The organism is Akkermansiaceae bacterium, from assembly GCA_019634595.1.
Lineage (GTDB): Bacteria > Verrucomicrobiota > Verrucomicrobiia > Verrucomicrobiales > Akkermansiaceae > Luteolibacter.
In genome coordinates, this window is the sequence record JAHCBC010000005.1 from 210,681 (window position 1) to 224,268 (window position 13,588).

The 13,588-nt window shown below is 65.0% G+C and carries 7 protein-coding genes; 1 reads left to right on the forward strand and 6 read right to left on the reverse strand.

All coding sequences use genetic code 11. The features are described from left to right. Positions 1–35: 35 nt before the first annotated feature. The 6 genes from KF712_18930 to KF712_18955 all read right to left on the reverse strand — a co-directional run bounded on the left by KF712_18930 (position 36) and on the right by KF712_18955 (position 12,108). Positions 36–596, reverse strand: coding sequence for a type II secretion system protein GspG (locus tag KF712_18930; protein ID MBX3743067.1), 561 nt, complete (start codon positions 594–596; stop codon positions 36–38). Further along, entirely contained in the window at positions 596–2,029 is a 1,434-nt protein-coding gene (locus KF712_18935) for a DUF1501 domain-containing protein (protein ID MBX3743068.1), read from the reverse strand. Before KF712_18935 ends, KF712_18930 begins: the two co-directional genes overlap by 1 nt. Further along, positions 2,026–5,508 (reverse strand): DUF1800 family protein, encoded by a 3,483-nt coding sequence (locus tag KF712_18940; GenBank protein MBX3743069.1) that lies wholly within the window; start codon positions 5,506–5,508, stop codon positions 2,026–2,028. Before KF712_18940 ends, KF712_18935 begins: the two co-directional genes overlap by 4 nt. Positions 5,509–5,611: 103 nt before the next feature. Then, entirely contained in the window at positions 5,612–7,753 is a 2,142-nt protein-coding gene (locus KF712_18945; protein MBX3743070.1) for an AMP-binding protein, read from the reverse strand. Between the two features lie 112 nt (positions 7,754–7,865). Then, positions 7,866–11,345: a hypothetical protein gene (locus tag KF712_18950; protein ID MBX3743071.1), complete on the reverse strand. Its 3,480-nt coding sequence runs from the start codon at positions 11,343–11,345 to the stop codon at positions 7,866–7,868. Between the two features lie 40 nt (positions 11,346–11,385). Beyond that, a complete protein-coding gene (locus KF712_18955) occupies positions 11,386–12,108 on the reverse strand; it encodes a Crp/Fnr family transcriptional regulator (GenBank protein ID MBX3743072.1) in 723 nt (240 codons plus the stop codon). A gap of 90 nt (positions 12,109–12,198) precedes the next feature. Between KF712_18955 and hmpA the strand changes: the two genes are divergently transcribed. After that, positions 12,199–13,416 (forward strand): NO-inducible flavohemoprotein, encoded by a 1,218-nt coding sequence (gene hmpA, locus KF712_18960; GenBank protein ID MBX3743073.1) that lies wholly within the window; start codon positions 12,199–12,201, stop codon positions 13,414–13,416. Positions 13,417–13,588: the final 172 nt, after the last annotated feature.

Sequence of the window (13,588 nt, forward strand, 5' to 3'; positions counted from 1 at the left end):
ACGTCCAACACGGATCGCGGGAAATCGTCCGCGCCTCACTTTCCGGGGGCCACCAGATCGTCAGCGGTGAAGATTTCACCATCCGGTCCCTTGCTGCGGATCTCCATCCGGTCACGGGAGACAGGGTGGAAATGGTAAGGCTGTCCCCATGGATCGGTGAGGTTGCCTGCGGCGTCCAGCCGGGGATGCTCCAGCGGAAAGACCGGCAGTTTGCCCGGATTCGCGCCGCGCAGCGCGTTCATGAAGTGGGCGTTGGTTTCCCCGGCGGGAAACGCGCCGAACTCGCGGCGGTAGATCTGGAAAAGCTCCAGCACCAGGGTGATCTCCCGTTCCGGCGGTAACTTGGCGGAGCCGATCGCCCCAGCCATGGGATTCGGCGGCACCTGGGAAAGTTCATCAGCCTGTGGCGGACGGAGGGCGATCCGTTGTGGCGTATCCACCACCGCAGGAGGCGTGGCCGTCTGGCGGGAAGCGGGGGACTCCACCGCGGGGGCCACCGGAGCAGGCGGGACATCCGCTTTCCGGAAAAGCCAAAGCGCCGCGCCCAGAATGACTACCGCCAGGACCCCGGCGCTGAGCAGGCGCGGACGGCTCATCAGGCGCGGTTCATGAAGCCCATATCCGGATTCGCGAAGCGGCCGATGTTCGGCAGCACCTGCGGCAGATCCCCGACCGGCACGCCGAACCAGAGGGCGAGAGTGGCGGCCATCTCATCCGTGGACACCTTCGGGATCCAGCTTCCCCGGCTGCCGGTGTCGTCCGGGCCATCGATCTCCAGCAGCGGGATGTGGCCGTAGAGGCGGCCGCCGTTCACCGCACCGCCCACGATCATCTGGTGGCTGCCCCACGCGTGGTCGGAGCCTTTGCCATTGCTGTTGTAGGTGCGGTTGAAGTCGGAAGCGGTGTAGAGCGTGACATTGTCACTGATGCCGAGCGTCTTCGTCGCGTTGTGGAAGTCCGCGATGCCATCGCTCAGTTCCTTCAGCAGCGCGTGGTGGTCGGTGAGCTGCGCGTCGTGCGTGTCGAAGCCACCGATGGCGGCGAAGAAGATCTGTCGCTTCATACCCAGCGCCTGGCGGGCGTGGATCATCCTGAGGATCATGCGGAGCTGGGCGGCCAGGTAGGTGATGCCACTCTCCGTAGTCGTCTGGCTCAGCGGAAAGGCGGCGGCCTCCGTCGGCAGGGGATTGGCGGCCAGCGCCGTCTTGAGCAGCGTGTCATTGGAGATCGCCCGTTTCACGATCTTCGCGTGTTCCTGCTCGAAGATATGCCCGTAGCTGCGGGCGATCATCTGGTCGAATGACTGGTACATCTCCTTCCGCGGCGACCAGTCGTCCCGGTAGTTGTCCAGGCCGATGCTGCCGCCGGGCGTGACATGGTATTGGGAGAACTTTTCGCCGACCTGGAAGTAGTTCGACCCCGCGATGGAGACGTTCATCGAGATCTGTGAGTCCCCGTTGCTGGCGTGGAGCAGGTCCTGCAGCCTGCCGCCCCAGCCGACCGTGCGCGGTGAGTCCGGCACGGAGGTCTGCCACTGCATCTGCTGGTCGTTGTGGGAAAAAAGATAGGGTGGGATGGCCGCTCCGCCGGAAAGGTATTCCGCCTTGGTGATCGGTCCCACCAGCGTGCCGACGTTGCAGACCATCGCCATCTTCTGTTCGCTGAAGACGGAGTGGAGCGCGCCCATCGCCGGGTGCAGGCCGAACTCGCGGCCATCGTCGTTCGGGATGCTGAGTGGCAGCAGGTCGTCGCGGTTGAGCGCCAGCACGCCGCGGTCCCGCTGGTAGGCGGCGTAGGCGGTGGTATCGCGCGGGACCAGCAGGTTGTTCGCATCATTGCCGCCATAGAGGAACAGGCAGATGAGCGCCTTGTGGTCGTCCAGCGTGGAGGGGATGCCCTGTGCCTGCAGGGAGGCATTGAAAAGGCGCAGCGTGCCGAGCGTGGACATCACCCCCGTGAGGCCGAGTCCGGCGCACGCGGCCTGGCCGATGAACTGGCGGCGTCCGGGATGGGATGGGTTGTCTTTCATTTCTGGACGAAGAACTCGGGTGAATTCACGATGAGGTAGATGGCCATCCTCGCGCGCTGCCCCTGCGGCGTGGAGGAGTAGTCCAGCCATCCGGGCAGGGCGGCGTAGGCGGCCAGGATCTCCGCACGCAGGGCGGGGCTCATCTCTCCGAAAAGCATGCGGTCATTCAGGTGGTCCAGCAGGAGGCCCTGCGCTTCCACCGGAGTCTTGCCCGGGGTGTTGAGGATGGCGACCAGTTCGGAGAAGTTGAAGTGGAGGACGATGTTGGAGTCCTCATCCTCCGGCTCGGAAACCCAGAGGCCCCATTCCATCGCGCCGAGGAAGAAGTTCGCCTGGCGGATGGCGGTGGTCTCGGAAAAGATCTGGAACTCCGGCGAAATCAGGCCCGCATCCCCGATGGGTCCGGAAATGGAGTAAGCGGGCGAGAAGAAGTTGAAGACCGAGGGCGCGTTGAGCGGGGACTGTTCCGGGAAGTGGTAGTCCAGGTTCAGGAACAGACGGTTGTCGCCGCTGGCCGCGAGCGGGCGGTCGATGGGGACCAGCCTCAGCAGGCGGGTGGCACGCATCAGCGGCTCGGACGGCTTGCCGTAGCTGAAGGAATTCCGTGCCTCCGGCGCGCGTGCCTCGTGGTCGAGCAGCACCGCCTTGATCGTCGCGCCCAGGTCACCGCGCACGCCGTTACCGTTGTCATTGAAGACGGCGGCCACGCGGTGGATGTAGCCGGGGCTGGGATTGCTGGTGACGAACTTCTGGATCAGGTGCCGTGCGATGAACGGGCCGACGTTCGGGTGGTTGAAGATGGCATCGAGCGCCATCGTCATGCGCTGCTCCCCGTCGAGCGAGCCGGGGATGGTCACGCCACCGAGGATGCGGCGGTCCTGCCGGTCATGGAACTCCGGGTAGAAGCTCATCGGCCGCAGCGGGTCCGCACCCCAGTGGAACCAGTCGAGTCGCCCGGCGGGCTGTCCATCCCAGTCCCAGTGCGGCGGGTCCTCCGGATCGTAGTGCGCGCCCCAGCCGGTGAAGACGTGCGCGAGGCCCACGGTGTCCTCCTGGGTGTAGGTGGGGATGGGCAGGCCGCGTGAATCCAGTTTCAGCGAGCCGTCGGTGTGGCGCATGCTGAGACCCACGGAGAAAAGCTGCATCACCTCCCGCGCGTAGTTTTCATCCGGCTGGTGGCCGGTGACGGGATCCGGCTTCTTGTTGCGCGCCATGCTGAGGTAGGTGCCCATCATCGGGCTTTTCGTCACCTCATCCAGCAGCTCGCGGTAGTTGCCCAGCGCGTGTTTCACCAGGATGTCATAGTACATCGCGGTGCCCTCGTATTCGATGTCCAGCGCGCTGTTCTGGGAAATGACGAGGATCTCGCTGAGGGCGAACGCCACCCGCTGGCGGAGCTGGTCCGGTGCATCCACGGCTGTCTGCCACCATGCCTCCAGCCGCGGCCCCTGCCAGCCACCACCGGTGCTGCCGCGTGCCAGCCACTCATCCCGGCGCTGGCGCATCAGCGGCAGGTGCCAGGTAGGAGGGAGCGCGATCTGCGCATCGATCCACTGCGGGAAAGACTGCGTCTCCAGTGTGGCCAGAGCCGCGGCATTCGGGCCGAAAGTTGCCTGCGTGAGGAAGCGGGCTGCCTCCGCGACTCCGGTGGCCATTGTCGGTGCGGCGGGCGGCGTGGCCGGTTGCGGCATCTGATCCCACCCGGGCGCGGGCAGCAGTCGGCCCACCAGTTCCACCGTGCCGGGTGTGCCGCTGAGGACTCGGACCCACAGGCGGTTGGCATCCAGAGCGTCGATGATCTGCTGGCGGGTGAATTCCCCTGCGGGCGGGAAGTCCCACGGCAAGCCGGGCACTTGGGCGAGGGGATACGTGAAAACCGCCGGACCGGAGATCCCATCATCTGAAATGAAAATCTCCGCGCCGCTCTGGGCGCCGCCCATCCCGCCGAAGCTGAGGCTGGTATGGCCGGTGAGGGCATTGCCGCTGCGGGTCACCGCCGCCACTCCGGTCCCTGCGGACGGCGTGGCCCCGCTGCCGCGCAGTTGGGCGATGAAAAGCACATCCGGGCTGTCGTCGATCTGCACGCTGGCGCTCGCCGGAGTGCCGAGCGTGAACCCCGTTCCCGGTTGGAGGGTGAGGGTCACATTTTTCTGCGGCTCGACTTCGCCGTCGTCCACGGGCGTGACCGGGATCTTCATCGACCGCGCGCCAGCGGGGATGGTCACGCTGCCGGACAGCGTGAGGTAGTCCGTGGCAGGCTGCGCCGTTCCGGACACCGTGTAGTGGACCGTCAGCGGCTCGATGCCACCTGCGCGGAACACAATGAACTCCGCAGGGCTGCCCGTGCTTTCATAACCCCTGGCGATGGACACGCCCAGATTGACGCTGCTGGGGCTGGCCAGCGTCTTCTTCGCCGCATCCAGATCCGCGACGCGCGGGGTGGTGGTGGCATTGAACGGATCGAGGCCCAGCAGGCGTTCCTCGTAGTCGGTCAGGCCATCGCCGTCGCTGTCCGCATCGGAAATCTCCATCCGTGAGAACAACCGCTCGGCCCCCATTTCCGCCAGTGATAGGCCGGTCGAAGAAAGGGCCGCCCCACCGATGATCTCCTTCGCCCCTGCCGCCATCGACGGCCGTTGCCAGGCGACGGAGAGGTTATCGCCGCCATTTCCCTCCACCTGATAGACCTCGAAGTAGTAGGGCGTGTTCGCCTCCAGGGTGATGGCGGCCGATGTCTGGGAAGGGAACTTGTCCCACTCCAGGTGGGATGTCCATTCCGCCACGGACGCGATCTGTCTTTTGTTGGCGGGTTCCTTGTCCGTGGAAAGCCAAAGCTCGGACTGGTCGTCGCTGGCGATGAAAAATTGATAGGCACCCGTTTCCGGCGGGATGATCCAACCGCGGATCCATTGGCCGAAGAAATCCTTGTCCGGATTGGACTGCGGGATGTCCAGCGCGCTGAGCCGGCCACGGAAAGCGGGCGGTGTCTGGTTCGTGACCCGTTCCTTGATTTGGGAAAGCCCCCAGCCCGTGAGTTCGTCCCACACCAGATGCTCCACGCCGCCGGAGGTGAAGGCGGTCGCGCGGTCGATGGTGAGTTCCATCTCGCCACCGGTGCCGACCACCATCGGGCCGAAGGGTGCCCATGCGCCGAGATCGGTGGAAAAGAGCGGCTGGTATTTCACGCCGGTCACGCTTTTCCAGACCTGCTTCAGCGTGTCAGGATGAAGCTCCAGCCGTTCGACCTTGGGAAAGCTGTTCGCGTCGTGCGGATCCGTGCCCGCGATCGATTCCAGCAGGTTGCTGAATCCATCCTTGTCCGGATCTTCGGAAGGGATGAGGGATTTGCCATAGGCCGCCTCCCATACATCGCTCATGCCGTTGCCATTATCATCGATCTTCGCCCTTGCGGACGTGGCGCAGGCGAGGAAGAGGATTGGCAGCGTGACCTTGGCCAGCGGGTGATTTGCTCCGGTCATGGAAAAGGGTATTCCAGCGATGCGGGATTAAACCCCGCCACACCTGCCGGGGTCAAACCTTGTTAGCCCGTGTTTCCATCCGGAAACCCTGTCCGGATGGCTCTCAGCGGTTTTTCGCCAGTTCCTCGCAGCCCTTGATGTCGAGTTTGCCGGAGGCCAGCACCGGGATCTCCTTCACCGGGATGATCGCCTTCGGGCACCAGAGGGAGGAAAGTCCTTGGTCGAGCAGCTTGTAGCGGAGGTCGATGCACTCCTGCTCAAGCGCCGGTCCGGAGATGGTGGAGAGCAGCAGGATCGCCTCGCCCTTCTGCTCATCCGGCACGCCGACGATGGCGATCTTCCGCTCCGCTTCGGAGTCCAGGCCCAGCACCTTGGCGATGGCGCCTTCCACCGTTTCGTGGGGGACCATCTCACCGGCGATCTTCGAGAAACGGGAAAGGCGGCCTTCGATGTAGAGGAAACCGTCCTCGTCCACGCGGCCGACGTCGCCGGTGCGGAACCAGCCGTCCACCAGCACCTCGGCGGACTTCTTCGGCTGGTCGAGGTAGCCGGGGAAGATGTTCACACCGCGGAACCAGATGATGCCCTGCTTGTCGAGGGGGATGTCATCGCCGGTGGCGGCGTCGGTGAGTTTCACGGCCAGGCCGGGCAGCATCTGGCCGACGGAGCCGTTGCGGGTGGATGGCAGCACGGGCACGCCGGAACCGCCCTGGAGGTCAGGCAGGTTGACGTTGGTGGCAGGGGACGTTTCCGTGAGGCCATAGCCTTCCTGCGGACGGATGCCGAATTTGTCCTGGAACGCGTCCGCCAGGGATTGCGGAAGCTTCTCCGCTCCCGTGACCACCATCTTCAGCGAGGCAAGCTGGGCCGGCTCGATGCGCTTCATGTAGCCGCGCAGGAACGTGGGCGTCGCCAGCAGCAGGTCCACCCCGTGCAGGCCGATGAGTTCCGCCAGCCGCTTCGTCTCCAGCGGGCTGGGGTAGGTCACCAGGTTGATGCCCTCGATGCACGGGAACCACAGCGTGACCGTGCAGCCGAACGAATGGAAAAGCGGCAGGGAGCCGAGGATGGAGGACTTCGGCGGCAGGTTCAGCCGGGTGGCGAACTGGCAGACGTTGCCCAGCACGTTGCGCTGGGTCAGCACCACGCCCTTCGGCTCGCCGGAGGAGCCGGAGGTGAAAAGCAGCAGCGCCTCATCGCTGTCGCGGCGCTTGTTCAGGCCCAGCATATTGCCGAGCACCGCGGCGGGCAGCAGCTTGGAAAGCAGCACCCACTTCACGATCTGCTTCTTCAGCGTGGGCAGTGTGCGCTCGATGAAGATCAGGTCGCGGTTCGGCGGCCATGGGAAGCTCGACACCTTCCGCACGAAAGGGTCCGCGGTGATGAAGCGGTCCACGCCGGATTGGCGGATGGATGACTTGATCGCATCATGGCCGGCGGTGAAGTTGAGGTTCACCGGAGTCTTCCCCGCGAAGATGACGGCCAGGTTGGCGATGAGGCCCGCCTTTCCGGGCGGCAGGACGATGGCGACGCGCGGCTTGTCCGTCTCTTCCTGGATATGCTTCGAGAAAGCGATGGCCGCGCCGAGGATCTTGTCGAAGCCCAGCTCGGAATCATCGGAGCCATCCAGCACCTTGTGCTTCGTGGCATGCTTCTTGAGGCCCTGCAGCAGGACCATCGCCAGGGATTTCTTGAACAGCGGTCGGGAGGAATACGCGGCCTCGAATGCGGTCAGCAGGCTCTGCTGGTAGGCGGCGACGCTCGCTTTTTCCGCAGGGATCGGCTCCCCTACCGAGATGACCGCCTGTGGCAGGGAGGAACTGCTCTCGATGGAAAGGTGGGAGTCCCGGGGCGTGTCGATGGCGATGGGGACGATGGGAAGGCCGAAAGCGGTGAGAGCCTTCAGGTGGGCGGACGGGATGTGGCAGGCGCTGCCAACGCGCACCTTCGCCTTGCCCGGGACGTGGATCAGCACGCCGCCGTTCTCAAGGAAGCCCTTGAGCTGGTTGCCGGCAGCCGCCGGGGCGGTGTCCGCCGCGGAATACATGGCCCCGGACCCGGATTTCTCCAGATGGGAGCGGATCGCGGGTTCCAGGGTGGCGTGCTCCTCGATCAGCCAAGTGATTTTCCGGCCGGAGAAGAGCTTTTCGATGGGTGCAAGATGCTGGGAATCAAGGCGACCCGGGATAACGAGGGCGCCTGATTGCGGGAGGCGCGATTGGTTGAGGATCTGGATGGAGGACATCGGGAAAGTGTCTGAGGTGGAACAATGAATCTGTTCCACGGCAATTCACGCGGATTTTACCCCTGGTGACACGGTTTTTTTGCCAGAAATCTTCGCCGGAAATACGGCTCACTCAAGGGGTGGCGGCAAACCCTGCCCTCAGACGGAAGAAACACTTGTTCCATCCGGAAGGGACTTCCGCCTGCATCCGGATGAATCCGGAGGCAACCCCGCTCTGGTCGGCGGAGGGCTGGAGGAGGTCCGGCCTGGGCGTCCAGTTTTCCAGGGTATCGGAAATTTCCAGCGTGCACCCCAGCCGGTCGTCGGCGGAGCCGCTGCGCAGGATCGTTTCGAACCGTCCGTGATGGGCGGCCAGCGGCAGGGGGGCATTACCCGTGGGGTCCGTTCCCAGGAGATATTCCAGGATGGCGGGGTGCCCGTCATGGTCGGAGTCGTCCGCGGCGACTGCGGAACGCCCGGCCCCGGTGGCGAGGCCCGCATCCCTGGCCCAGTCGAGGAAGCGGTCACGGACGGCGGCGGGACCGTAGGTGAATTGTGCGGTGACGGTGGTGGCGGTGCCTGCTTTCACCCGCACCCAGTGGGCCTGGAAGGCATCCGGAAAGGCATGGGTGAAAGTTTGGCCCGGCTGGACGGTGAAGGTGCCGTAGGTGGACCAGGTGTTGTCAGCCAGGAAGTCCACCTCCACGGTGAAGGTGACGGGGGATGGCGACCGGTGGGCGAGATCCAGTGATTTACTACGGTAGCCGTACATCAGGTAGGCATCCGATGGCGCGTTGGCGGTGACGGTGGTGTCCAGCCACGGACCGCCGGTGCCGCGCGGCTCGCCCATGCGCCAGATGTCATCGATCTCGCCCAGCCAGAGCGCGGAGCCGTCGGCGGATTTCACCAGCGAATCCGACTCCGGCGCGGAATCGAGCACACCTGTGAGCACCAGCAGGCCACGCCAGGAGGCGAAGTCCGTGATGCGCTTTCCATGGGTGGAGATGGGCTGCAGCTTCCGCCTGCCGCCGGAGTTGTCACGCGGCACCTCATAGAACGTGCCGTGGCAGTTCAGCAACACACGCTCCGTGACCGCTTCGCGGAAACCCCGCGCCCAGCCGGAGAGGAACTCCGTGTCGTAGCGCGGGTCGGTTTTCGGCAGCCGCAGCTTCGCCGTGTTGGAAGCACTGACGGTGACCCAGGCGGAGGCCGCGTCCGATCCGAACTCCTTCGTCGTCGCAGCGGCGGTCCGCATCGCGGATTCCGTGGCGGGGGCTGCGACCGGTTGGAGCTGCATGCCGCCGCCGATCTGGTGGTAGCCGGTCGTCGCGGGGCCGGACGCGGGCTGGTGCCTGGAGGCGAACTCCAGCTTGAGGTCCGTGCCGGACATCACGCGGATGAGTCCGTCGCTGGAGGCACCCGTGTCGCGGATGTCCGCCAGCGCGGCGAACTCGTCCGTGCCCGCGGAGGCGGGCGTAACGTGTGGGTGCGGATTGGAAAGGAAGATGGTGGCGGTGATTCCGGTGACGGCGGCACCGGAGCTGGAGGTGAGTTTCAACCAGGTGCCGGGCATGTTTTCCAGCAGCTCATGCAGATAGCCGCCTGAGGGAACCGTGATGCTTTTCCAGCGCTGCCATCCACCCACACCATCGGAGGTCATGAGATCCAGCGGCAGCATGGCGGTGCCGGTGTTGCGCACATGGAGCGTGCCATTGAGGAAGCCCGCCACCAGGAATGGATCGCTGGATTGGCCGGGCGCGACCGTCGCCGTGCGCCACAGCGTGCCGTGGCCCTGCGGTGCCCCCCATTTCCGGAGATCCGACAACTGGCCGAACCAGAAGTTCGACTGGGCGCGTGGCACCAGGTCGTTGCTGAACTTGGAGGTGTCGTTCTTCGCCATCACCAGCCGGCCCTCCCATGTGCAGTAATCGACCGGCATCTTGTAATGGGAACAGATGGGGGAGAGTCCGGAAAAGTTGGCGGAGGAGAAGGTTTTCGGGAAATCGTAGAACATGCCGTGCATGTGCATGAGCAGGTGTCCGGGCAGCACCTCGCGGATGCGCGGCCATTCGGTGTGCCAGCCATGGGCTCCGTCGTGGGTGCGGGAACCCTTCGGCAGCCGCCAGGTGTGCCAGATCCCGTCTTCAAACGTCCGCAGGATCACGGAGTTCGCATCGAAGCCGGTCGTCCACACCGGGTCGCTGCTACTGGAGTTTCCGTAGATGCCGCCGGGGCCGGTCACCTCGCAGGTCTGGACGCGGTAGTGCTCCGTCCACGCCGTCATCCACTCCGGGTTCGTGTCCGCCGTGCCGCGGACGGAGCCGTCCCATGAGGCGAGGACGCCGGATTCCTGCGCCGGGTCGCTGGAGTAGTCGTGGCGGCCGTTGTTCGCGGCGATGAACCTGCCCCCGCCGGTGTAGGCTCCCTTTCCGTGGTAGCCGAAGAGGAAGTCATCCCCGCCGCTCTGCCGGTCCGGGTAGCGGGTGATCACGCTGAGATCTCGGGTGTCCACGTCATAGAGGCCGTCCTCCATGGTGAACATATAGACGCGGTTGGGATCGGAAAGGTGCGCGGCGGTGGCGGTGATGCGCCCCGGCGCGCGGGAGTAGGGGATGGTCCGCACGGTTTTCGCGGCGTCGATGAAATGCGGGCCGATGATGAGCTGGTTCGACGCGGTGTGGATGAACCGGTTCGCCGGGGTGCCGCCGATGGACTCCGGACGGATGCCCAGGGACAGGGCGGGGGAGATCTGGTAGAGCTTGTCATTGCTGCCATCCGGCCGGTGGGGGGCGTAGGTGACGGCCCACAGATCCCCCTGCCACGGCACCACCGCGCCGATCCCGCATTCGTTCTCACTGTTGGTGACGGCCAGGTGGGGATAGACCCCTGAAATGTTGACGATCTTCGGTGGTTCCGGCGGCGGGGGCAGGACGAGCTGGTGGGTCGCTGCGGGCGGGGCTTCCGCCGTTGTGGTGATCGAGACATTGTCCACCCAATAGGAATGGGCGGCCTTGTCCGGCCGGTCGAAGCGGATGACGGAGATGCCGGAGGCACCCGCCGCGGCGGCATTGGTGAAAGCGGTGAGGTTCAACGCCGCGTGCTTGAGCGTCGTCGAGCCATGGTCGGACCAGACCAGGTCATAGTTGGCGGACAGCGTGCCGAACCCACGGCCGATGATGCGGAAGCGCATCAGCCGATCCGCAGGGAAGGTGAAGGTGGTGCCCGCCGCGAGCGATGTCACATGGTGGAACTGGCCGCCGGAGTTCAACTGCACCGCATTTCCGAGCGCGCCCTGCAGCTCGATGGCATTGCCCGCGCCGGTGTCCAGCAGCACCCGGAACGACCGCGCGGTGGTGGTGCCCGCAACGGCCACCTGCACGTCAAAGGTGAAGTCGCCGCGCGCGGTGAACGCCTGTGAAAGCGTGGCCGTCGTATTGTAGGGCAGCCGCGCCGCGTTCGCGCTGCCGTCCAGCCCCGGTTGCTGCGCGGTCACCTCCGTGGACGTCCAGCCGGAGGTGAGGGGCGTCGATTCGAAGCCCGGATTCACAAGCTGCGCCTGCAGGCCGGGAAGGCCGATGATGATCGCCAGGAATGGGAGGGGCGGGATCTTCAAACGAAGGTGGGTTTCTACCAACCTGCGAAATCCCGGGAGCCTATGGAAGGGAAACTTTCGGCGCGAGCTGGCTCTCGAACAGCTCTCGCAACGCCTGCGGGGATGGCACCCCGATCTGCCTGCCGGCAACGGACAGGTGACCGGATTTCTTCAGCTTCGCCAGGATGCGGGAAAGGGTTTCCTGCCGCGTGCCCAGCTCCGCCGCCAGCACCAGCTTCGAGACATGGAGCTGGATGGAGGCGGGCTTTCCTCCGGCGGGACAACGCTGGAGCAGCCAGTGGAGCAGCCGCGTCTCCGCATCGCGCAGCTTGTAGCTTTCGATGGTGGAGACCAGCTCGTGCAGGTGGCGGCTGAGCGACCCGAGCATGCGCATGGCGAGGTCCGAACGCTCCCGCAGGTGGGCGAGGAATTCGTCCCCGGAAATGAGGATGACCTCCGTCGGTTCCAGCGCACGGGTGTGGGCGGGGTAGCCGGGCAGTCCGGCCACGGCGGGTTCCGCGAACGACTCGCCCGCGTGGATGAGGTGGATCAGTTGCTCCCGTCCGGACTCATCCGCGCGGAACGCCTCGATGATGCCCTTCGTCACCACGAAGAAACCGACGACCTTCTCGCCCTCGCGGAAAAGGATGTCGTTTTTCTTCAACTTCCGCACCGAAGAGTACCCGGCGATCCGCAGCAACACATCCTCCGGCAGGCCGTTGAAGATGGTGGCCTGGTGGAGCGCGGAGGCGAGCGCCGCGCGGCGGATGGCGGAAGGTTTCATGGAGGCGATCCTGTGGGTTTCTTGACATGGATCAAGAAGACGCTTGCGGCATGATTGCGGGCGCTCCCGGCGTGTTGTCCGCTGGCACCGATGAATGCCACCAACGAACCCAGCCTGAGCGAAGAGGTCATCCGCATCGTGAAAAGCACCGCGCCGGTGCTCCAGGAGCATGGCGAAACACTGACGCGCCATTTCTACCAGCGGATGTTCCGGGAGAACCCGGAGGTCGCCCCGCTGTTCAATGCGAAGAACCAGCACGGCGGCACCCAGCAGCGCGCGCTGGCGGGGGCGATCTGTGCTTTCGCCGCGAACGTGGACCGGCTGGAGGTGCTGGGCGCGGCGGTGGAGGGCATCGCCCAGAAACACGCCGGCCTGGGCATCAAGCCGGAGCACTACCCCATCGTCGGCTCGAACCTTCTGGCATCCATCCAGGAGGTGCTCGGCATTCCGGAGGACCATGAGGTGGTCCGCGCCTGGGGAGAGGCCTACGGATTTCTCGCCCACATCCTCATCGGCCGCGAACGCTCGATCTATGATGAACAGGAAAGTGCGCCGAACGGCTGGAGCGGTTTCCGCAAGTTTGTGATCCATCGGAAGAAGGCCGAAAGCACGGTCATCACCTCGTTCCATCTGCGCCCGGTCGATGGCGGCGGAGTCCCACCTTACAAACCCGGCCAATACCTGACCGTCCGCGTGCCGGATGGCAACGGAGCCACCACCATGAGGAACTACAGCCTTTCCGGCGCGCCGCGGGAGCACGGGTTCCGCATCAGCGTGAAGGCGGAGGAGAGCGGCCATGTCTCCGGATACCTCCATGGATCGCCGGAGGGGACGGAGCTGGAGATCGGCCCGCCATGCGGGGAGTTCTTCCTCGATCCGGAGGTGAGGAATTCCAAGCCGCTGGTCCTGCTGTCCGCGGGTGTCGGCATCACCCCCGTGCTGGCCATGCTGGAGTCGGTGGTGAAATCACAGCCGGAACGGCGGGTGGTTTTCATCCACGGGGCGTTGAACGGCCGGACCCATGCCTTCGGACAGGATGTGCGTGAGCTGGCGTCAGCCCATGCGAACGTCTCCACCCACTTCCGCTACAGCGATCCGCAAGCCGGCGATGATGGTCATGACAGCGTGGGCTTCATCGATGCGGAACTGATCGAAAGCCTCATCCCGGAAAAGGACTGCGAGTTCTATTTCTGCGGGCCGAAGCCCTTCATGGTCGGCATCTACCAACAACTCCTGGAGTGGGGCGTGCCCGGCTCGCAGGTGCACTTCGAGTTCTTCGGCCCGAAGGAAGCGCTGGCCGGTGGGTAGCGAACCTCGTGAGAGGTTCGGCGGGGCGGACAATCCCATACCCCAACCACTCCGGTTCACCATGGACTTCCCCCCCAGCCGCAGGGACCTTTTGACTGGCGGACGCGGCCACCGGATGGATAAATGGCCGGAGCTTGCCGTTCTCAGAACTTCCATCACCGGACATCACCCT